21 protein-coding genes are annotated in these 20,282 nt (G+C 37.6%); 13 read left to right on the top strand and 8 right to left on the bottom strand.

The annotated features are described in order from the left end of the window. Positions 1 to 57: 57 nt before the first annotated feature. On the top strand, positions 58 to 1,398 hold the full coding sequence (locus C7B89_RS00625; RefSeq protein ID WP_115672978.1) for a sodium-dependent transporter: 1,341 nt from the start codon (positions 58 to 60) through the stop codon (positions 1,396 to 1,398). 77 nt (positions 1,399 to 1,475) lie between these two features. On the opposite strand, the gene C7B89_RS00620 is transcribed toward C7B89_RS00625, so the two are convergent. Next, positions 1,476 to 1,736 carry a DUF1871 family protein gene (locus C7B89_RS00620; protein WP_004228396.1) on the bottom strand — a complete coding sequence of 87 codons (261 nt, stop codon included), beginning with the start codon at positions 1,734 to 1,736 and terminating at the stop codon, positions 1,476 to 1,478. A gap of 72 nt (positions 1,737 to 1,808) precedes the next feature. Here C7B89_RS00620 and C7B89_RS00615 point away from each other — a divergent pair, with 72 nt between their 5' ends. After that, positions 1,809 to 2,981: a MalY/PatB family protein gene (locus tag C7B89_RS00615; protein ID WP_048394465.1), complete on the top strand. Its 1,173-nt coding sequence runs from the start codon at positions 1,809 to 1,811 to the stop codon at positions 2,979 to 2,981. A gap of 110 nt (positions 2,982 to 3,091) precedes the next feature. Then, complete coding sequence (locus C7B89_RS00610; RefSeq protein ID WP_054549428.1) at positions 3,092 to 4,519, top strand: magnesium transporter CorA family protein; 1,428 nt, start codon at positions 3,092 to 3,094, stop codon at positions 4,517 to 4,519. A gap of 51 nt (positions 4,520 to 4,570) precedes the next feature. On the opposite strand, the gene C7B89_RS00605 is transcribed toward C7B89_RS00610, so the two are convergent. Beyond that, complete coding sequence (locus C7B89_RS00605; RefSeq protein ID WP_004228391.1) at positions 4,571 to 4,783, bottom strand: hypothetical protein; 213 nt, start codon at positions 4,781 to 4,783, stop codon at positions 4,571 to 4,573. A gap of 22 nt (positions 4,784 to 4,805) precedes the next feature. Then, positions 4,806 to 5,393 (bottom strand): peptidylprolyl isomerase, encoded by a 588-nt coding sequence (locus C7B89_RS00600; RefSeq protein ID WP_004228389.1) that lies wholly within the window; start codon positions 5,391 to 5,393, stop codon positions 4,806 to 4,808. A 237-nt stretch (positions 5,394 to 5,630) separates the two neighbouring features. Between C7B89_RS00600 and C7B89_RS00595 the strand changes: the two genes are divergently transcribed. Then, positions 5,631 to 7,481: a transglycosylase domain-containing protein gene (locus tag C7B89_RS00595; protein WP_054549429.1), complete on the top strand. Its 1,851-nt coding sequence runs from the start codon at positions 5,631 to 5,633 to the stop codon at positions 7,479 to 7,481. A 336-nt stretch (positions 7,482 to 7,817) separates the two neighbouring features. Here the strand turns inward: C7B89_RS00595 and C7B89_RS00590 are convergent, their stop codons facing one another. Then, complete coding sequence (locus tag C7B89_RS00590) at positions 7,818 to 8,381, bottom strand: DUF5366 family protein (protein WP_048394459.1); 564 nt, start codon at positions 8,379 to 8,381, stop codon at positions 7,818 to 7,820. Positions 8,382 to 8,536: 155 nt separating this feature from the next. Between C7B89_RS00590 and C7B89_RS00585 the strand changes: the two genes are divergently transcribed. From C7B89_RS00585 to mnhG, 7 genes are read left to right on the top strand one after another with little or no spacing between them, the layout of a single operon-like run. Next, a complete protein-coding gene (locus C7B89_RS00585) occupies positions 8,537 to 10,948 on the top strand; it encodes a Na+/H+ antiporter subunit A (protein ID WP_081010968.1) in 2,412 nt (803 codons plus the stop codon). Continuing rightward, on the top strand, positions 10,935 to 11,357 hold the full coding sequence (locus C7B89_RS00580) for a Na(+)/H(+) antiporter subunit B (protein ID WP_004228380.1): 423 nt from the start codon (positions 10,935 to 10,937) through the stop codon (positions 11,355 to 11,357). Before C7B89_RS00585 ends, C7B89_RS00580 begins: the two co-directional genes overlap by 14 nt. Continuing rightward, positions 11,357 to 11,698, top strand: a complete 342-nt coding sequence (locus C7B89_RS00575; protein WP_004228379.1) for a Na(+)/H(+) antiporter subunit C — start codon at positions 11,357 to 11,359, stop codon at positions 11,696 to 11,698. Before C7B89_RS00580 ends, C7B89_RS00575 begins: the two co-directional genes overlap by 1 nt. Beyond that, complete coding sequence (locus C7B89_RS00570; protein ID WP_054549430.1) at positions 11,691 to 13,178, top strand: Na+/H+ antiporter subunit D; 1,488 nt, start codon at positions 11,691 to 11,693, stop codon at positions 13,176 to 13,178. Before C7B89_RS00575 ends, C7B89_RS00570 begins: the two co-directional genes overlap by 8 nt. Before the next feature lie 4 nt (positions 13,179 to 13,182). Further along, on the top strand, positions 13,183 to 13,662 hold the full coding sequence (locus C7B89_RS00565; RefSeq protein ID WP_048394455.1) for a Na+/H+ antiporter subunit E: 480 nt from the start codon (positions 13,183 to 13,185) through the stop codon (positions 13,660 to 13,662). Continuing rightward, positions 13,659 to 13,940 (top strand): Na(+)/H(+) antiporter subunit F1, encoded by a 282-nt coding sequence (locus tag C7B89_RS00560; RefSeq protein ID WP_004228375.1) that lies wholly within the window; start codon positions 13,659 to 13,661, stop codon positions 13,938 to 13,940. The genes C7B89_RS00565 and C7B89_RS00560 overlap by 4 nt, the downstream gene beginning before the upstream one ends. Continuing rightward, the gene (mnhG, locus tag C7B89_RS00555) at positions 13,924 to 14,292 is read left to right on the top strand and encodes a monovalent cation/H(+) antiporter subunit G (protein ID WP_004228373.1); all 369 of its coding nucleotides are present in this window, start codon (positions 13,924 to 13,926) and stop codon (positions 14,290 to 14,292) included. The genes C7B89_RS00560 and mnhG overlap by 17 nt, the downstream gene beginning before the upstream one ends. A gap of 44 nt (positions 14,293 to 14,336) precedes the next feature. Here the strand turns inward: mnhG and cysC are convergent, their stop codons facing one another. From cysC to C7B89_RS00535, 4 genes are all read right to left on the bottom strand, one after another. Next, positions 14,337 to 14,930: an adenylyl-sulfate kinase gene (gene cysC, locus C7B89_RS00550; RefSeq protein ID WP_048394453.1), complete on the bottom strand. Its 594-nt coding sequence runs from the start codon at positions 14,928 to 14,930 to the stop codon at positions 14,337 to 14,339. Next, the gene (sat, locus tag C7B89_RS00545) at positions 14,927 to 16,066 is read right to left on the bottom strand and encodes a sulfate adenylyltransferase (RefSeq protein WP_048394451.1); all 1,140 of its coding nucleotides are present in this window, start codon (positions 16,064 to 16,066) and stop codon (positions 14,927 to 14,929) included. Before sat ends, cysC begins: the two co-directional genes overlap by 4 nt. Before the next feature lie 70 nt (positions 16,067 to 16,136). Then, positions 16,137 to 17,201, bottom strand: a complete 1,065-nt coding sequence (locus tag C7B89_RS00540; protein ID WP_048394449.1) for an inorganic phosphate transporter — start codon at positions 17,199 to 17,201, stop codon at positions 16,137 to 16,139. 12 nt (positions 17,202 to 17,213) lie between these two features. Further along, a complete protein-coding gene (locus tag C7B89_RS00535) occupies positions 17,214 to 17,915 on the bottom strand; it encodes a phosphoadenylyl-sulfate reductase (RefSeq protein WP_115672977.1) in 702 nt (233 codons plus the stop codon). A gap of 462 nt (positions 17,916 to 18,377) precedes the next feature. Here C7B89_RS00535 and C7B89_RS00530 point away from each other — a divergent pair, with 462 nt between their 5' ends. Both C7B89_RS00530 and cysT read left to right on the top strand, forming a co-directional pair. After that, complete coding sequence (locus tag C7B89_RS00530) at positions 18,378 to 19,430, top strand: sulfate ABC transporter substrate-binding protein (protein WP_115672976.1); 1,053 nt, start codon at positions 18,378 to 18,380, stop codon at positions 19,428 to 19,430. An 11-nt stretch (positions 19,431 to 19,441) separates the two neighbouring features. Then, positions 19,442 to 20,275, top strand: a complete 834-nt coding sequence (gene cysT, locus C7B89_RS00525; RefSeq protein WP_048394444.1) for a sulfate ABC transporter permease subunit CysT — start codon at positions 19,442 to 19,444, stop codon at positions 20,273 to 20,275. Positions 20,276 to 20,282: the final 7 nt, after the last annotated feature.

Genomic DNA, 20,282 nt, shown 5'->3' with positions numbered 1-20,282 from the left:
TGTGTTATGAGAATATTGAGGTAAAATAATACTTTAGTATAAGGAGGATTTATTTTCGTGTCATCGAGGGATCAATTTACAACAAAAATTGGGTTTATTTTAGCTGCCGCAGGAAGTGCTATAGGGTTAGGAGCCATTTGGAAATTCCCCTATATGGCGGGTACGAATGGCGGTAGTGTCTTTATTTTATTATTTATTTTATGTACTTTCTTTATTGGCTTACCCGTCCTCATTGCTGAGTTCATGATAGGTCGTCGAGGTCAAAAGGATGCCGTCACTTCCTTTAAGGAACAAGCACCAGGAAAGCCATGGTATTTGATTGGCTGGGGCGGTATGGTAATTGCAGGCCTTATCTTATCATTCTACAGCGTTGTTGGTGGATGGATTTTAAGCTACTTAGGTCGTGCCTTTACATTTAAGCTAACGAATGCTGGCTCTGACATCAACTACGCTGATTTATTTGGCGATATTATTTCAAGCCCTTTTGAAGCAGTACTTGTACAGGGACTATTTATGTTATTAACAGTAGTCATTGTGTCAGCAGGTATTAAGGGCGGAATTGAAAAAGCCAGCACATGGATGATGCCTCTCCTCTTTATTTTCTTTATTGTCCTAGCTATTCGCTCTTTAACTTTAGACGGGGCTATGGAAGGCGTTAAATTTATGTTTGTACCTGATTGGTCCTATTTAAATGCTGAAACATTTTTAATGGCCTTAGGACAAGCATTCTTCTCATTAAGTGTAGGTATTGCGGTTATGATTACATATGCTTCCTATTTATCTAAAACAGAGAAGATTGGTAACTCTGCGATTAATGTAGCATCTATGAATATTATTATCTCTTTACTTGCAGGACTTGTTATTTTCCCAGCAGTATTTGCGCTTGGTTATACGCCTGATCAAGGGCCAGGCTTAGTATTCATTATTTTGCCAGCTGTATTCGAGCAGTTACCTCTTGGTGGCTTATTCTTAACTATTTTCTTCATTCTATTGCTTTTTGCTACAGTCACTTCTTCCATTTCCATGTTAGAAATAGTCGTGGCAATCGCTATTGGTGATAAACCAGAAAAACGTAGAAAAATTGCTTGGATTGGTGGAATCATTATTTTCATCTTTGGTATTCCAAGTGCCCTTTCATTTGGCATATTAGCAGATGTAAAAATAGTAGATCGCTCTATTTTTGACTTTGTGGATTTTATGACTAATAGCATCGGAATGCCGATTGGAGCTTTGTTGATTTCAATTTTTGCAGGTTATTATTATACAAGGGATATTTCACGTAAAGAATTAGCTGCGTCTAGCTTCATGTTTAATATTTGGTACATTTTAATTCGCTACGTCTCCCCACTCGCCATTTTTATTATTTTCATTCAGGGGATTTTGCCTTTATTTAAATAAGTAATAGCCTCATGATGCATTAAAAAAGAGGTTGTCCATTGACAACCCCTTTTTTTATAAGGAATATGCAAAATATTTTAAATAATACATTTCGCTTCAAATTTAATGGCAATTAGTTTGTAAGAAATGGCTACACAATCTTCAAACGGTATCCATTGCTCAAACGAATGCTCATATGTTTCTTGAATAACTTTTGCAAGTGTTGATGGATCATCAATCCCTTGCAATGCTGCAACTACATCTGCTGTTTCTGTATCATAATGGTCTGGACCTAAGTGGAATGGATCCCACTCCTCTAGCAGATGGACAGCTGCTTGATTCATTTTTATATTTTCCAAAATACTCACCTATTATCCTTTGATCATACTCGTATGATACCATAGTAAAAAAAAAAGAAAAGAGTGATTTGCTTGTCTATTTTTGATCAAACTATCAAACGTCGATGTACAAACTCAGTAAAATGGGACGCAATGGAAAAGGTTTATGGCCTAAACGATGCCTCAGATATCTTACCAATGTGGGTAGCCGATATGGATTTCCCTGCTCCAATAGCCGTTTCAAAGGCTTTACAACAACATGCTGAACATACTATTTTTGGCTATAGTTATATGAGTGAAGAAGCGATACAATCCATTGTAGACTGGCAAAGTACTCGCCATGACTGGCACATAGAGAAAGAAGCCATCCTATTCTGTAATGGTGTTGTGGCTGCATTAGCTAACAGCATTGTTGCCCTAACTAACCCTGGGGACAAAGTACTCATTTCACCTCCAGTTTATCCGCCATTCTTTAACATACCAAAAAGTAATGGTCGTGAAGTTGTGAGCTGCCCATTAATTGAAAAAGACGGATTGTTTGTCTATGATTTTGAAGCCTTCGAGCAGTCTTTAGCTCAAGATGTGAAAGCCTACATACTATGTAACCCGCATAATCCAGGAGGCTATGTATGGGATGAAGCTACTTTAAAGGAAATTGTACGACTTTGTGCTAAATATGATGTCATCATTATTTCTGATGAAATCCATGCTGATTTAATGATTAATGGGGATAAACATATTCCTTTAGCTAAAGTTGCAGGTGATGAAATCAATCGCATTGTTACGTGTATGGCTCCTACTAAAACATTTAACTTAGCAGGAATTCAAGTTTCATATATGATCGTAACAGATAAGAAAAAACGCTTGAAGCTAGAGGCCATCAATATGGCAAGTGGTCAAGGCTCATTAAATACATTTGCCTCTGTTGCCCTTCATGCAGCATACACAGAAGGGGCTCCTTGGTTAGATGAATTACTTCCTTATATTTCTGCCAACATGGATTATGTGAAAACGGAGTTAGAGCAGATCCCAGGTATTCGTGTTACGATTCCTCAATCCACTTATTTAATCTGGATTGATTACCGAGAACTAGCGCTTGAAGAGAAGGAGATCATGAACCGCTTACTTGAAATCGGAAAACTTGCTCTAGAACCAGGGACAAAATACGGAGAAGAAGGTCGTGGCTTCCTACGTATGAATGTTGCTTGTTCATTTGATACTGTGAAAGATGGAGTCGAGCGTTTTAAAAAGGTCTTTGCGCAATAAAATGGTTGAAAGGATATCTCTCTCCTTAGAGCTATCCTTTTTCTATGTTTAAAAACAAAATTTTGTGGAAAAGGTTCTTATCAATCGGATTTATACAGAGGTGATTTTACATGGACATTGTCCCTTTAACGATTAAACGTGCTTATATGACATTCCTATTTCCCTTCGCCTATTCCGAAAAAAATCGTCAAAAAATCAGTGATATACTACTAAACGAGGGCTTTTCCTTTTTCACCTTAAACAATACATCTCTTGAAGACGCTTTTTATGGTGATATGACGATTATACATGAGGAACTTGCCCAATTTTTCTATCCTTTTTTGGAGGATAAATTATTTCCAAACGAAATGAATAACCCTGACTTTATTCGTTTTTCGAAAGCTTTTTATACACAAGGCGCCTTACATCTGCAAGAAAGTCAAATCAATTATGATTACGAAGTGATGAGTATTGATGTGACATTATGTCCTTTTGGGAATGGGATTATAACAGTCAGAACAAATATTACAGATCAATCGCATGATCTAAGTGATATCTTAAATTTTATCCACTATTTTAGAGTATTAGAGGCTAAACTAAGAGAGGAAAAAGGTGCAAGTCATCATTTTTCATTTGGTCATTGTTCTTCTACGAGTGAATTATTATTTAAGTATTTTATACCTTATTTAAAACCCTTTCTATTACATCAACAAGACCATAGCTATGAAGGCTTACCTTTCTTTGAAGATGAGAGAATGTTTGCCTCAGCTTATTTAATTGCAGAGGAAGAAGCTAAAATTATACCTGAGCATTTATTTCGCTTAGGACAAGTAGACGGTAGGACACCTGCTGGCAAACCCTTTATTTCTAGCACTAATCCTTCATATATCTCTAATTATGTACAAGAGCATGCCCATACACGCTGGGCTCCTAACAGTTATATTATCACCTCCTCACAAGCACAAATAACGATTACAAATAGGCCGTTTGCCAAATGTACACATAGTATTCAAGAATTTATGGGTACGCACTATTACAATTTGTTCATTCATTATTTTTATAAAATGATGCTCTTAAAGCTTTCCTATGAGTATAGTGAAATAAAGTGGGGCAAAGATAAACAGGTTGTCAATGAACTAATCGAGCTGATTACAAAGTTTTCTGCACGCTATTATTTTGAAGAAGTCATCGTACGAACAGAAGGCAGAGAAATTGCTCAATTGCTACGAAAGTACTTCCGTATAAATGAACATTATGTAGAAACGAAAGAAACATTGAATAGTTTGTATCGAACACAGGAAGATCAATCCGATAATCGAAGTAATAATTTACTATTTATTTTAACAGTCTTTACTGTGGTATCGGGCATTTATGGGATGAACTTAGTCATTGAAGGGTGGAAAGATAGCAGTGATTTCGATAGCATCGGTAGTTATACACTCTTTGAATGGGTAGCCTTTATTACTGCATTGAGTGGGATTGGCTTGTCACTTGTACTGGTTTGTTTCACTGCCATCAAGGCCCTGCAAAATACTATTCGACGCTTTAAAAAAAATTGATACAATAAAAAAGAATCTGCTCGCCCTCTGTGGCAAGAAGATTCTTTTTTATTAGATATTCTGTTGATTGTTTGTGTTTTTCTTTTCTGCTAAAATACGTGCTTCAATTTCTTTTGATTTTAATTCTTGTTTCTTAGAAATTTTTCTGAAAAGCGTAAACACGATAATACATAAAATAAGCATAATTAAAAATTCAAATGCTGCTGGAATATAACCTGATTTGTCTTCTGGGAAATATAAAAATTGATACATAAAGTTCTGCATGTTCTACACGTCCTTATACGTATTATTCAAAGACTGTAATTGACTCAATTTTCACATCTTCTAATGGTTTGTCACGGAAATCTTTTTCCACATCTGCAATTTTATCCACAATGTCCATACCTTCTACTACATGACCGAATACTGTGTGTTTATGGTCTAACCAAGGTGTACCACCGTTTTGAGCATAAGCTTCGATGATCTCTTCAGGGAAGCCCGCCCCTTGTAATTGACGAAGCATATCACTTGGAAGGTGCTTCATTTGTACAATAAAGAATTGAGAACCATTTGTGTTTGGTCCTGCATTTGCCATTGAAAGCGCTCCACGTAGGTTAAACAATTGCTCTGAGAACTCATCTTCAAAGGAATTACCCCAAATTGATTCTCCGCCCATACCAGTACCAGTTGGGTCGCCACCTTGAATCATGAAGTCTTGAATAACACGGTGGAAAATAATGCCGTTATAGTAGCCTGATTTAGCATGACCTAAAAAATTCTCAACCGTTTTCGGTGCGTGCTCAGGGAATAATTTAATTTTGATAGCACCTAATGTTGTGTTCATTTCTACAAGCACTTCGCCTGCTTGTACGTCTGTTGTTAACTGTGGAAACATGGAAGTCTCTCCTTTAATGATAAATTTCAGTTTCAATGAAAAAGATGCCCTTGCACCTTTTCTGACCTCATTTTAGTCTAACATACTTCCTACTGGTTTTCTTCCTCTAAGTATTGACGATTTTTGCACTTTTACTATTCATGTTTAAAACTATGTAAATAGGTCTGAGCGAGTATTTGGAATCAATCCAAAATATGTTATTCTGATGAAGGATTTATAGAAAGAGTGGAGGCACACATGAAAAAGGCTTTTGGTTTTTTTATTATCGTTCTATCCCTTCCTGCTTTATGGTGGATTAGCACAAACATTAAAACAGAAATCAATATTGCACAAGCACATGAGGAACAAATGACTAATGCAATACATTTACCCGAGGTAGAGGCCCAACTACCTGTTACACTTATTGATCGAAATGGGCAAACATTTAGTGAGGAATATGTCGAATGGCGGCAGCCACTAAGTTTACAAGAAATTCCACAAATTGCCCAGGAAATATTCATTACCAGTGAGGATGCTGATTTTTATACGCATATTGGCTTTGATTTAAGTGCTATTATTCGTGCAGTTGTAGCCAATTCAAATAGCAACACAACCTCTCAAGGTGGTAGTACAATTACGCAGCAGCTTGTTCGGATGCGTTATTTATCCGAAGAAAAAACATATGAACGGAAATTAACAGAGCTTTTTTATGCCTATGAATTAGAAAAAGAATTTGATAAAGAAGCCATTTTAACGATGTACCTAAATGAGTCCTATTTCAGCAATCAAGTTTATGGCATTGGCGGAGCAGCCACCTATTATTTTCAAAAGCCACTCCAAGAATTATCCATCGCTGAAATAGCTTTCATTGCAGCCATCCCAAATAACCCTTCCCTTTATAATCCTTTAAAGAATTATGATCAAACTAAAGCAAGGCAGGAGCGTTTGTTAGATACCCTTGCAGCAAATGGGTCTATTACAGAGGGAGAGGCAAAAAACTATAAGGCTGATGCCATTACATTAAATGTGAAAGATAAAATTCAAAGTTATCCAATGTATAGCACTTATGTTCTTCAAGAGCTAAAATGGCTTATTGCAGAAAAAGAAGGTTATGCGGATCGACTAAGCTCTACAGATAATGAGGAAGAAAAGAAAAAAATTAAAGCACAATTAGACATTCGACTCAATACATTATTTCAAAATGGACTCATCATTCACACAGCACTTGATCCTACTAAACAGCAACATGATGAGGAAAAAATGTCAGCTATTTTAGGTACTAGCCCATGGCAAGCTGCAGGTGCAGCCATTGAAAACCAATCAAGAGAAATAGTCAGTCTGTATGCAGGAAAGAACTATGAAAAATTTGATTTCCATCGTGCATTCCAAGGAACACGTCAGCCTGGTTCAGCTTTTAAGCCTCTGGCAGTCTATGCACCATTCTTCGAAACAACATCTCATACACCTGATTCGATTGTCAATGGTGGGCGTTATTGTGTGGGCTCGTTTTGCCCACAAAACTATGGGGGCTATACGTATGGTGATGTGTCAATTCGTACTGCTTTTCGACATAGCTATAATACATCTGCACTTCGTCTCTTTCAAACCGTTGGCGTCGAGACAGCCTTTCATTACCTTAATCGCTTTCACTTCCGCTCGATTGTAGAGAAAGATTATAATTATGCTGCATCATTAGGAGGACTAACCTATGGTGTAACAGCATTAGAACTAGCAGATGCTTATACTAGCTTTATTGATGGCTCTTATGTACTTGCACATAGTATTCGAAAAGTCACAGCATTAGATGGAACAGAGCTTTATAGTTGGGATACACAGCGTGATCAAATTTGGTCTCCTAAAACAGTAAAATACATGCGTGAACTCCTTGCAGATGTTGTAGCAAACGGTACGGGTCAAGGTGTCTATAGTAATAGCAGCTACGTTGGTGCAAAAACAGGGACAACGAATGACTATCGTGACTACTGGCTTGCTGGACTCAATAATGAATATACTGCTGCTGTATGGCTAGGGTATGATAAACCTCAATCGATGCAGCAATTAGAAGAGTACAAAATTCATCACCAATTATTTAACGTGTTGCTTGAGTAGTGAAACATGCAAAAGGTAGTAGTCGCTAAGACTACTACCTTTTTAAAGTGTTAAAAAACAAAACCATTAATTAAATTTTTATTAAAGATGTAAATGGTTTTCCGTTACAGGCTACTTGTTTTCCTGTGGACGAGCGCCGAGCCGCTTCCTCCGCTCCGTACAGGGGCTCACTATCCATGGGATTTAACGTCACAGAGGAGACCCTGGAGCGAATGTAAAGGAGTGAAGCGGCTCATCGAACTCCCCCTGGAAAGGACGCTGGCAGAACGGAAATCAACCCCTCGCCTTTCAAACTCTCTTTTTCTACTATTAACATCACCATTTTAATAGTATGTATTAATTTGCAAACGGCAAACTTGCCAAAATGCCATTATATAGCTTTAATACGACATAAATAACTAATGTTAAAAGAATCGTCCACATAAAAAGCTCAAAGATTAATAGACCGATTGTGCCGCCCATTGATATAAAATGACTCATTTTATAAATCAGATAAATAAAGTAGGTAAATATCGTTATGACGAAAATACCTATTAAAACATAAATAAATTGGATGGCAAATGCAGAACACATAGCACCTACAAATAAGATAATATAGCCACCTCGAGCCTGACTAACTGTGGCTCCTTCGTTGTCCTTTGAAAAGAACAGCATTCCTACTTCATGAATGGTTTCGCCTACTAGTTTAAGGGCAGAAAATAACATAAAAAAAACAATGGCAAAGACGATGAGAAGAAATACACGTAACTCAAAATCTGATAAAAACTCTCGCATTCCTGAATACACACCGATGGCTTGAAAAATCTGTAAAGATTTACCAACAGCATACATCCCAAATGTCAAACTAAACAATAAAATTGTAATTAATGGTAGATAACCATAGATATATGGGTTCTTCATAAAAAATTTTTTTCCTCTATTTTTATTGATAACTTCCTATTTATAATATAACGAAAATTCTCCAACGACCGCAAGCTAAATCCCAATAGTACATATGCATTCCCAATTAAAGTACGTTATAATTGATTTACTTACCTGCATAAAGGAGGGTTTTTTTGTTACAAGTACTTTATATTTTTATTCCAATGCTTGTTGCAATATTAGTGCCATTATTATATAAACGCATGAATAATATTCACACAGGTTGGTTTGTTCTTGCTGTACCTGTTACGCTTGCTGTTATTTATACAACATATATTGCTCAAGTTGCTAAAGGTGAAGTATTTACTGCAGAGCTACCTTGGATTCCATCGCTTGATATTTCCATCATCTCATATTTAGATGGACTTAGCTTATTATTCTCATTACTCATTACTGGAATTGGCTCGTTAGTTGTGCTTTACTCCATTTTTTACTTAGATAAACATAAAGAAAAATTACATAACTTTTATGTTTACTTACTGTTATTTATGTCAGCCATGCTGGGAGTAGTACAGTCAGATCATTTAATTACTCTCTATTTCTTCTGGGAGCTAACATCCATATCATCATTTTTACTCATCGGCTATTGGTATAATCGGGATGCCTCACGCTTCGGTGCATTAAAGTCTATGATGATTACAGTTGGCGGCGGTTTAATGATGTTAGGTGGCTTCGTTCTTCTTTATTTAATGGGAGGAACCTACTCGATTCGAGAATTGATAGTCATGGCACCAAATTTAGTAGACCAACCTTTATTCACTTGGTCACTTGTCCTATTACTCTTGGGAGCATTTACAAAATCCGCGCAATTCCCATTCTACATTTGGTTACCAGATGCCATGGAGGCGCCAACACCAGTAAGTGCATACCTTCACTCAGCTACAATGGTCAAAGCAGGTATCTATTTAGTTGCACGATTTACGCCGATATTTGCAGCCTCTGAACTTTGGGTGTGGCTTGTAACAGGTGTAGGTATCTTAACTTTATTCTGGGGTTCCTTCTTTGCAGTGAAGCAAACTGATTTAAAAGGTATTCTAGCATTCTCTACAGTCAGTCAGCTTGGGCTTATTATGTCACTACTCGGGGCAAGTGCTGTTGCTTTCCATGCAAATGGCTCAATCGATACCATAAAGTTTGCTGCATTTGCTGCCATTTTCCACCTTATTAATCATGCAACATTTAAAGGCAGTCTCTTCATGATTGCAGGCATTGTGGATCATGAAACTGGAACTCGAGATATTCGTAAACTCGGTGGTTTAATGAGTATTATGCCAATTAGTTTTACTGTGGCTGCAATAGGAAGTTTATCAATGGCTGGTCTTCCACCATTTAATGGCTTCTTAAGTAAAGAAATGTTTTTAACAGCGATGCTTGCACTTCAAAAGTTTGAATTCTTCGGCTTTGAAACATGGGGAGCACTCTTCCCTATTGTTGCGTGGATTGCTAGTATTTTTACATTTATCTATAGTTTCTATTTTGTTTTCCGAACATTTAATGGGAATTACAAACCAGAGCAGTTACCTCATAAACCACATGAGGCGCCGATTGGTATGCTAATTTCTCCTATTCTTTTAGCAGCTTTAGTTGTGACAATCTTCTTTATTCCAAACTTTATCGGTAATACCTTTGTAAAACCAGCCGTTCAAGCGATACAGCCATTTTTGTATGATTCACCTCAAGCTGTTGATATTCATGTATCTGCTTGGCACGGCATTACCCCAGAGTTACTGATGACCATTGGAATTATAATAGTTGGGGTATTGTTATTTGTTGCCTTACCAAAATGGCAAGGGATGTATCAACGATTCCCGCAAGCGTTAACATTAAACAATGCCTATGACAAAATCATGCAGGGATTAGATGTTGGCTTAAATCGTATTTCCCGACGCTATATGACAGGTTCTATGCGTCACTATTTACTCTATATGTTTAGCGGAATAACTATTATTGTTATCGGCTCTTTATTCGTGAAAGATGCATTTAGTATTTCATTCCAAGGAGCCTCACCAATTAATTTGTATGAAATTATCTTGATCGTAGTTTTATTAATTGGTACTGCCATCACCATCTTGGCCAAATCACGTTTAACAGCCATTATTGGGCTTGGTACTGTAGGCTATACAGTAGCCTTATTCTTTGTCATTTTTAACGCACCTGATTTAGCGCTGACACAGCTCGTTATAGAAACGATTTCAGTAGCACTATTTTTATTAGCATTTTACCATTTACCTAAGCTTGGTAAACGCGAGGAGCGAATGAGGTTCCAGTTAAATCGTGCCATTGTTTCCATTGCAGTTGGTGTGATGGTAACACTTGTTGCGCTATCAGCTCATTCCCAAAAACTAGTTCCCTCTATTGCTAAGTACTACGAGGAAACCGTCTATTCTTTAGCTGGTGGTGGAAATATTGTAAACGTAATTTTAGTAGACTATCGAGGTTTCGATACATTGTTTGAAATTACAGTACTCGGTATAGCTGGCATGGCCATCTTAGCTATGATTAAGTTACGTATGAATAGAAAGGAGAACACTCATGAAAACAAATGATGTGATAATACAATTTACAGCTAAAATTGTATTTTTCATTATTTTCTTCTTCTCCATTCATATTTTTTTAGCTGGTCACTATACACCTGGTGGAGGCTTTGTTGGAGGGCTGTTAACATCAAGTGCACTTGTTCTTTTAGTGTTAGCCTATGATATCAACACAGTCCGCCATATTCTACCTATTAATTACACATATTTAACAGCCATTGGCTTACTATTAGCCCTTGCTACTGCGGCATACCCAATGTTTGTGGGCAAACCGTTTTTCACACATTTCTTTGATTATTTCGATTTACCGCTTCTAGGCAAACAGTCATTACACACGGCTATGCTTTTTGATAGCGGGGTTTATTTGGTTGTTGTCGGCGTTACGATGACCATTATTCAAACGATTGGAGAGGATGAATAATGGAAATAATTATGGCCTTTGTGATCGGCTTTCTTTTTATGGCAGCGGTCTATTTAATCTTATCAAAAAGTTTATTGCGCATTATTATTGGAACAGGTCTGTTAAGTCATGGTGCTCATCTACTCATCTTAACAATGGGTGGTCTTGGTGGTGAAGCTCCACCTGTCTTAAACGAAGGAGCCAAAACATTTGCTGATCCCTTACCCCAAGCACTTATTTTAACTGCAATTGTTATAAGTTTTGGGGTGACAGCATTCTTCCTTGTACTTGCCTACCGTTCCTATCAAGAGCTTAACACGGATGATATTAGCTTAATGAGAGGAAGTGATGAGGATGAATAACTTCCTACTATTACCCATTATCATCCCGTTTTTCTTCGGTATGATTTTAATGTTTGGACAAAAAAATCTAACTTATCAGCGATCATTTTCATTACTTGGGATTGGACTAGCCCTCCTCTCTGCCCTCTCACTGCTTTTAACAGTGAAAGAAGATGGTATTCAAAAGGTCACATTTGGAAATTGGCCTGTTCCTTACGGTATTACAATGGTATCTGATATGGTGTCTGCATTGCTCGTTACAACGACATTGCTTATTGCACTATTTGTTGTTTGGTATGGCTTCGGTTCTATCACGAAGGAACGCGAACGCTTCTTTTATTACCCTGGTATTATGTTTATTTTAACTGGGGTCAATGGTGCCTTTACAACAGGTGATATTTTTAACTTATTTGTGTTCTTTGAAGTATTGTTAATGGCTTCCTATTTACTCATCGTTTTAGGTGGTGAGAAGGGGCAACTGAAAGGGTCAATTAAATATATTTTAATTAATGTTATTTCTTCGGCATTATTTGTTATAACCGTGGCCTATTTATATTCTGTAGTAGGAACATTAAATATGGCTGATATTGCGGTAAAAATTGCTGAAATTAATCAACCAGGGATTATTACTGTTATTGCTGTACTATTTTTAATGGTATTTGGACTAAAAGCAGCTATTTTCCCATTATACTTTTGGCTTCCTACTTCGTATGCAGCAGCCCCGATCCCTGTCTTAACTCTATTTGGCGCTCTGCTCACAAAGGTTGGGGTCTATGCCATTACACGTACCTACACACTATTTTTTGTACATGATTTATCCTATACGCATGATTTACTAATGGCATTAGCTATTGCAACAATTGTGGCTGGTTGTATTGGAGCACTCGCTTATTTTGATGTAAAGCTCATTATTATCTATAACATTGTCATTGCAGTAGGTGTCATTTTATTTGGTGTCTCTCAAATGAATGAGGCTTCTTTAAAAGGAGCGATGTTTTATTTAATTCACGATATGCTGATTAAGGCAGCACTCTTTATGTTAATCGGCATTGTCATCTACATTACTGGTACATCTGACTTGCGTAAAATGGGTGGACTTATGAAAAAATACCCTGCACTGGGTTGGTGTTATTTAATAGCAGCTTTTGGCTTAGCTGGAATTCCACCACTTAGCGGGTTTGTTGGAAAGCTGTTAATTGTTCAGGGAGGCTTTGAGGCTGGCAGTATGTGGAGCAGTATTTTCATTTTAGCATCTTCACTGCTTGTTTTACTATCCGTGATTCGTATTTTCCTCTATGCCTTTTGGGGTGAGGAAAAAGAAACACAAGGTACCGTCGACAAATCTACCTATAAAATGCTGTTTATGCCTACTGCCTTGTTAGTACTTATTACGGTCGCATATGGTGTGGGTTCTGAATGGATTACGCCATTTATGGATGATGCTGCAAAACTATTAAATGATCCATCTATCTATATAGATGCTGTGATGAAGGAGGATTAGCACTATGGCATTTCAAATGATTTTAAATTTTGTACTTGCCTTTGTCTGGATGTTCCTTTCTTCTAATTACACAGCAACTGGTTTTATCATAGGATTCATGATGGGGATACTTTTACTTATTCTCATGCGGAGGTTTTTCAAGTCCCGTCTTTATGTCTATCGATTATGGGCCCTGCTAAAATTAACGTTGTTGTTCTTTAAAGAATTAATTTTAGCAAATGTTCAAGTGTTAAAAGTAGTGTTGAAGCCTAAACTGGACATGCAACCAGCCTTTTTTGCTTATCCAACTGTTTTAACACAAGACTGGGAAATTACGTTATTATCAAGTCTTATTACTTTAACACCAGGAACAGTTGTAGTGCATGTTTCGGATGATGCGAAAACATTGTATGTACATGCAATTGATATTAACGATGTGGATGAAGCCATTGCTTCCATTCGAGATTCATTTGAAAAAGCGATTTTGGAGGTGAGTAAATCATGACAACATTTATTATTGCTGTAATCGTAGTGATTTGCTTATCAATGATAGCGGTCATTTATCGAATGGTAAAAGGTCCTTCCGCATCCGATCGTGTTGTAGCTTTGGATTCACTTGGTGTTTCACTCATTTCCTTAATCGGACTATTTTCGATTTTAGTGGAAACAAGCTTCTTTCTTGAAATCATTTTATTGCTAGCAATTTTATCGTTTATCGGTACGATGGCTTTCTCTAAATTCATAGAGAAAGGAGATATCATCAAACGTGACAATTCTCGCTAATAGTTTAGTTATCTTTTTCATTACTGTTGGAGTACTCTTTATTGTCGTGACAGCTATCGGACTTGTCCGCTTACCTGATTTGTATACACGTGCACATGCCGCTTCAAAAAGTGCAACACTTGGCGTCATGTGTGTACTGATTGGTGTATTCTTTCACTTTTGGCTGATTGAAGATCATTTCAACCCTCGTATTTTACTGGGGATACTCTTCCTCTTTATTACTGGTCCTGTTGGCGGACACATTATGACGCGTTCTTCCTATATTGCTGGTGTTAAGCCTTGGAAAGGTACCGTACGTGATGAACTAGGTCCTGAAATTGACAGAATGAAAAAGGAACAAGGTGTAAAATAAACGTAAAAATCTGCCCGATTACTAAATCGAGCAGATTTTTTTAGTTAAATATATCCCTTGGCAGTTAAAATATTTGTCAGTTGCTCCACACATTCTTCAATGGAATGCTGTTCTGTATCCAAAATAACTTCTGGGTTAATCGGTTCTTCATATGGAGCGCTAATCCCTGTAAAATTAGCAATTTCAGCATTCCTTGCTTTTTTATACAAACCTTTAGGATCTCTTTTTTCACATGTTTCTACTGAACACTTTACAAAGACCTCTAAAAATTCACCATCCTCTACAAGTTCACGGACTACCTGACGATCTTCTCGATAAGGTGAAATAAAAGCCGTTAGCACAATTTGACCGCTCTCTATAAATAACTTTGAGACTTCACCTATTCGACGAATATTTTCTTTGCGCCCTGCCTCATCGAATCCTAAGTCACTATTTAAGCCATGACGCACATTATCACCATCTAATACGAAGGCTTGATTGCTCCTTTCAAATAATCGACGGGCAAATGCATTAGCCACTGATGATTTTCCTGAAGCAGATAAACCCGTAAACCATAAAATAAAGCTTTGATGTTTATTTTTTGAACGGCGTTCTTCTTTTGTAATGGAGGCTTCATGCCAAACAATGTTTGAACTCATTTCACTACCTCCTTACTCATGCCTTTAATTAAAATGTCTACGACTTCTTTACGACTGAATGTACTTGGTGGTACTTCTCCATTTCGTAGCATCTCACGTACCTTCGTTCCTGATAGAATGACATGGGCAGAGCTATCATGTGGACACGTCTTTGTCGTCGCCATGCCTTCACATTGCTGGCAATAAAAGCTATGCTCAAATTTCAGTGGGACAATTCCCAATTCATCTTCAGTAAACTGTTCAAAAATCTTTTGTGCATCATATGTGCCATAATAATCACCAACACCTGCATGATCACGACCAACAATAAAATGAGTACAGCCATAATTTTTTCTAACAAGTGCATGGAAAATAGCTTCCTTTGGTCCTGCATACCGCATAGCGGCTGGAAAAATACCTAATTGTACACGACTTTCAGGATAATAGTTTTTTAATAAAACCTCATAGCTCTCCATACGTATAGCAGCTGACACATCATCTGACTTTGTTTCACCCACAAGTGGATTTAGAAATAACCCATCAATCGTTTCAAGTGCTGCCTTTTGAATATATTCATGCGCCCTATGGACTGGATTACGTGTTTGGAAGCCAACAATAGTTTTCCATCCCTTGTCAGCAAATAATTGTCGCGTTTCTATTGGATCAAATGAATAAGCAGGGAACTTTTGTGTAAGACGTTTAATTAACGTAATTTTCCCTCCAACATAAATGGCAGGACGATCAAAAAGCTTTTGAACGCCCGGATGTGCTAAATCCTCTGTTCCATAGACAAGTAAAGCCTCTTTTCGTTTATTCGGCTCATAAATATCTGCTACTTCAATAACGCCATATACTTCATCACCATAAACCAGCTTCACCTCGTCACCAGGCTGTAAAATGGACGCTTTCTCTTTTGTAACAGGTAAGGTAATCGGAATACTCCATACTACACCTGATGCTAAACGACTTTGTGCCACGACTGACTCATAGTCTACTTGTGTTAAAAAACCTTCAATTGGGCTATACCCCCCTATAGCAATTAGCTCTAAATCACTCAACGAAATTGCATCCAACTCAATTTCCTTATGAATAGTTGTGATTTTTTTTTCCGGATTAAATGCTTGCACAAGTAGTCCACCATGTGGTTGTAGACTCATAAAAATCTCCTCCTAATTCTAGTTAAATACTAAGTTTTGTAGTCAAAAGATAGTGATGATATGATTCAATTTAAATGCCTTCCCCTGCATCATAGATAGACTGCTCTTCTTCACGCATCGTACGCATCAGACTAATGACCCCTAGCGTCCCAACAATAATGCTGCCATTTAAAATAATGGCATAAAGGTCTTTTTCTAAAAATAACTGCACTAAAAAATAAGAAATGACTAATGAAAAGATGGGTGATACAACCCAAATACGTATAATTTTTTTCACAATATGCTTATGGAAGATTTGCTTTCCGTTTTTCGCCATCCCCATCCCAATGATGGATGAAGAAGTGACTTGTGTTAAGGGTACTGGAAGCCCAAAAATTGAGCTTACGCCAACAAGCAGTGCACCTGTACTTGAAATGAGAATGCCCTCTGCCTTTTGAAAGCGCACTATTTTTTTACCGTTTGTTTCAAGCACTCGTTTACCAAGTAGCAGAGCACCTATTGCGACAAATGCACCGCCAAGCACAATGCCCGTTGTCACATCCATCATTCCTGCTCCCACCAAGGGTCCAACTGCGTTGGCAACATTATTCATCCCCGCTGAAAATGCTTCGAAAAATCCTGCTAAAACGAGAAGAACAGTTAAAATTGGCCGATCTTTCAGCAACCCTGTGTTTTGTAACTTATATAATAACTTTCCACATACAAGAGCAATGACAAAGGCAACAAGCGGTACAATCACCCAAAATGATATAATGACAAGCAGCGAATTGACGAATAGTACTTTATAGGCAATTCCTACACCCACGACAGCACCCACTGTTACTTCACTTGTTGATAAGGGAATGCCTAAAAGATTGGCGAAAAATAACGAGCTTGTCGCAGAAATCAAGATAATGATGACAACCTTTACCGTAATATATTCCTGGGGCATAATGCCTGAGCTTATCGTTTTAACTACCTCTCCTCCGCCTAATACAGCTCCACTGTAGACGCCTATCGCGCATAAAAGCAATGCTTGCCACGCTTTTTTGATGGCACCTGCCCCATAAGCAACACCCATTGAGGCTGCTGCACCGCTTGCTCCTATGTTCATCGCAAAAAATAAACTAATAGCTATTGCAAAATATTCAAGCATGGCAGAACTCCTTTATTCATGTAACCCGCACTCGGTTTTACCAGAACCTTGCCATCTACCTGAACGTAAATCCTCCATTGTAAATGATGGTTTCGTACAATGCTCACAGCCGATGCTTGGATAGCCTTGATCGTGTAACGGATTATATGGCAAACTGTGCTTCGAAACATAACGCCAGACATCCTTCCAAGTCCAATGAATCAATGGACAAACTTTAATCGATTTAAATTTATCGTCACGATTTAAAAAGTTTGTTTGTTGACGTGTTGGTGATTGCTCACGACGTAAACCTGATATCCAAGCCTTTTTACCTGATAAGGCTTCGTGTAAAGGTATTATCTTACGAATATCACAGCACTTATTTGGGTTGGTTTTCCATAGTTCGTCACCATGTTGTGTAGCTTGTTGCTCAAGTGTAAGGGTTGGCTTCTTCATGACAATGTTGAGTTGTGGATATTTTTCTTTGACTTTATGAATGGTTTCATATGTTTCTTTAAAGTGTACATCTGTATCTAAAAATACAATCGTAGCGTTAGGCTTTACCTTTGAAATGAGATCAATTAAGACAATGCCCTCAATACCAAAGCTACATGCATAGACGATTTCATCTCCATATTTTTGATAGCTCCACTGTAAAACCTCTAGTGCAGCCTTATACATATCATCAACCTGAAAATCAATGATCGGTTCTTGCCAATTTTCGTAAGTTAACATCGAATCCCCCTCATAACAAAAAAGGCGTTCTAACAAAAGACATAGGAAAAACAGGTCTTTGTTAAAACGCCTCTAGTTTGACTAGCCAGCTCTATATTTAATGATTGTTCACTAGTAGTTGTTACCTCGTACTACAATCATTCTTCTTATTACCAAATATATACTAAAGTACACCAAGCAGTCAACTAGGTTTTTTAAATATCTTTTCCATACACCCATTTTTTTTGCTCTTTGCTGCATATGATGAGTGGTATCTAAGGACACTTTTATTAATTTTCAAAATAAATAATCTTTTTTATAATTCCTTGTTGACTAATAGGAAATATATGTTTAATGTATTACTAAAGCTTTGACCTAAAAAAACGCTGATCAGAGGATCTGAAGGCCATCTACCCAATGTTGTCATGTCATTGTGGGTGATGGCTTTTTGCATTCTTAAGACAGAAAAGGGGCGGATTAACTATGAAAAAAAAGAGCTATGTTCTACAATCCTTGGCATTATTAACTATTCTAACGCTTAGTTTAACTGGCTGTGGAAGTGCTAACTCAGATCAAAAAACAAGCGGTCAGGAAGACAAGAAGTCTGTAGAGCTACTAAATGTTTCCTATGATCCAACACGGGAGCTTTACGATGAGTTCAACAAAGATTTTATAAAAAAATGGAAGGATGATACTGGCCAAGACGTCACAATCAATCAATCACATGGTGGATCTGGCAAACAGGGGCGTGCAGTTATTGATGGTCTTGAAGCCGACGTTGTGACACTCGCACTCGCTTACGATATTGATGAAATTGCTCAAACTCGTGAGCTGCTGAATAAAGATTGGCAAACCGAATTTGATCTTAATTCGACTCCCTATACATCTACAATTGTTTTTTTAGTTCGTAAGGGCAATCCAAAAAACATACAAGATTGGGATGATTTGATTCAAGATGATGTATCTGTCATAACGCCTAATCCCAAAACATCTGGAGGTGCACGGTGGAACTACTTAGCTGCTTGGGCTTATGCCGGAAAGTTATATAACAATGATGAGACAAAAATAAAAAAATTTATGAAATCACTTTACAGCAATGTAGAAGTACTTGATTCTGGCGCTCGTGGAGCTACAACAACATTCGTAGAACGTAAAATTGGTGATGTCTTAATTGCGTGGGAAAATGAAGCATACCTCTCTCTCAATGAATTAGGTAAGGATGAATTTGAAATCATCACGCCTTCTTTAAGTATTTTAGCAGAGCCACCAGTTGCAGTTGTAGACAAAATCGTAGATAAAAAAGGGACACGTGAAGTCGCTGAAGCTTACTTACAGCATTTATATAGTGATACAGGGCAAGAAATTGCGGCGAAAAATTATTATCGACCACGTAGTGAAACGATTCTAGCAAAGTATAAAGATCAATTCCCTCAGCTTGAACTTGTTTCCATCGATGATTTTGGTGGTTGGTCACAAGCACAAGCAACCCATTTTAAAGATGGTGGTACCTTTGATGAAATATACGTACCACAATAAGGAGCGTTTTGATGAGCAGTTTAATCATTCCTAAAAAATCGCGTCGAATTATTCCAGGCTTTCATTTATCTCTTGGTTATACAATGCTTTACGTAAGTTTACTAGTGTTACTACCACTTTCCATGATTTTCATTCATACCATGTCCTTAAGCTGGTCAGCATTTATAGATATCATTACAGATCCCCGTGCTGTTGCTTCCTACAAAGTGAGCTTCAGCACTGCACTGATTGCAGGCTTACTAAATGTTTTTTTCGGTACGACTATTGCATGGGTTCTCGTTCGCTATCAATTTCCCTTTAAACGAATCATTGATGGGCTTGTAGACTTACCTTTTGCATTGCCTACTGCTGTCGCTGGAATTGCTTTAACATCTCTTTATGCACCAAATGGTTGGATTGGTCAATTTTTTGATTTTAAAATTGCCTTTACACCTCTTGGCATCATTATTGCTTTAACCTTTATCGGGCTACCATTTGTTGTACGAACGGTCCAGCCCGTTTTACAAAATATCAGTGCTGAGGTGGAGGAAGCTTCGGCAAGCCTTGGAGCCAATCGTTTACAAACCTTCCGTAAAGTCATCTTACCAGAGCTAGTACCAGCAATTTTAACTGGCTTTTCCTTGGCCTTTGCGCGCGCTTTAGGTGAATATGGCTCGGTTGTTTTTATTGCAGGAAATATGCCGATGAAAACGGAAATTACGCCGTTAATTATTATGACAAAGCTTGAGCAATATGATTATGCGGGGGCAACTGCCATAGCTGTTGTCATGCTTGTGACATCCTTTATTTTGTTGTTCACCATTAACTTGATACAATGGCTAGCCAATCGTCGGTTTGTACATTAGGAGGTAC

The sequence above is a fragment of the Lysinibacillus capsici genome (genome assembly GCF_003367505.1).
Lineage (GTDB): Bacteria > Bacillota > Bacilli > Bacillales_A > Planococcaceae > Lysinibacillus > Lysinibacillus capsici.
Note: the sequence above shows the minus strand (reverse complement) of the source record. Positions and strands in the feature narration are given on the sequence as shown.

Excerpts from the sequence above, each read along its gene's own strand:
- C7B89_RS00610 (WP_054549428.1), top strand. The coding sequence starts at position 3,092 with ATGGACATTGTCCCTTTAACGATTAAACGTGCTTATATGACATTCCTA.
- C7B89_RS00605 (WP_004228391.1), bottom strand. The coding sequence starts at position 4,783 with ATGCAGAACTTTATGTATCAATTTTTATATTTCCCAGAAGACAAATCA.
- C7B89_RS00600 (WP_004228389.1), bottom strand. The coding sequence starts at position 5,393 with ATGTTTCCACAGTTAACAACAGACGTACAAGCAGGCGAAGTGCTTGTA.
- C7B89_RS00595 (WP_054549429.1), top strand. The coding sequence starts at position 5,631 with ATGAAAAAGGCTTTTGGTTTTTTTATTATCGTTCTATCCCTTCCTGCT.
- C7B89_RS00590 (WP_048394459.1), bottom strand. The coding sequence starts at position 8,381 with ATGAAGAACCCATATATCTATGGTTATCTACCATTAATTACAATTTTA.
- C7B89_RS00580 (WP_004228380.1), top strand. The coding sequence starts at position 10,935 with ATGAAAACAAATGATGTGATAATACAATTTACAGCTAAAATTGTATTT.
- C7B89_RS00575 (WP_004228379.1), top strand. The coding sequence starts at position 11,357 with ATGGAAATAATTATGGCCTTTGTGATCGGCTTTCTTTTTATGGCAGCG.
- C7B89_RS00570 (WP_054549430.1), top strand. The coding sequence starts at position 11,691 with ATGAATAACTTCCTACTATTACCCATTATCATCCCGTTTTTCTTCGGT.
- C7B89_RS00565 (WP_048394455.1), top strand. The coding sequence starts at position 13,183 with ATGGCATTTCAAATGATTTTAAATTTTGTACTTGCCTTTGTCTGGATG.
- C7B89_RS00560 (WP_004228375.1), top strand. The coding sequence starts at position 13,659 with ATGACAACATTTATTATTGCTGTAATCGTAGTGATTTGCTTATCAATG.
- cysC (WP_048394453.1), bottom strand. The coding sequence starts at position 14,930 with ATGAGTTCAAACATTGTTTGGCATGAAGCCTCCATTACAAAAGAAGAA.
- sat (WP_048394451.1), bottom strand. The coding sequence starts at position 16,066 with ATGAGTCTACAACCACATGGTGGACTACTTGTGCAAGCATTTAATCCG.
- C7B89_RS00540 (WP_048394449.1), bottom strand. The coding sequence starts at position 17,201 with ATGCTTGAATATTTTGCAATAGCTATTAGTTTATTTTTTGCGATGAAC.
- C7B89_RS00535 (WP_115672977.1), bottom strand. The coding sequence starts at position 17,915 with ATGTTAACTTACGAAAATTGGCAAGAACCGATCATTGATTTTCAGGTT.
- C7B89_RS00530 (WP_115672976.1), top strand. The coding sequence starts at position 18,378 with ATGAAAAAAAAGAGCTATGTTCTACAATCCTTGGCATTATTAACTATT.
- cysT (WP_048394444.1), top strand. The coding sequence starts at position 19,442 with ATGAGCAGTTTAATCATTCCTAAAAAATCGCGTCGAATTATTCCAGGC.